This is a genomic window from Thermococcus sp. M36 (assembly GCF_012027355.1).
GTDB lineage: Archaea > Methanobacteriota_B > Thermococci > Thermococcales > Thermococcaceae > Thermococcus.
Window position 1 is genome coordinate 1 of the sequence record NZ_SNUH01000369.1, and the last position, 387, is coordinate 387.

Consider the following 387-nt stretch of genomic DNA (forward strand, 5'->3'; position numbering starts at 1 on the left):
TCTGACATGGCAAAGAATGCCTGAGAACGATTAATGATTTCTGTAAGCCTTAATGTTTCGTCAAGCTGATTTTTTAAGTGGGTAATGTCAATAGCAGTTACGGCAACATATTTATCAATTCCATCAATCGCAAGTATCGTTGCAACCTGATACACATTTAAAAGTTTGCCAGAATTGGACTTCCAAACATTCTCGCCACTCCATTTTTTATTAGTAAATAACTCCTGATTTTTATTAGCAATTATTTTTTTACTTTGATTGGAGCCAAATTGCTTAACTGATAGCGTTTTTACATCAACATTATCATCAACTTCAAAAGCAGCTTTCATTGCGGGGTTGAGATAAATATAATTACCCTCTAAATCGCAAATACCTACATAAGCATTG

At 33.9% G+C, this 387-nt stretch carries 1 protein-coding gene; it reads right to left on the minus strand.

Annotated features, from left to right (window positions below):
• Positions 1 to 387 (minus strand): hypothetical protein (locus tag E3E36_RS12700; RefSeq protein ID WP_167895672.1); only part of this gene is annotated, 387 nt, incomplete at both ends.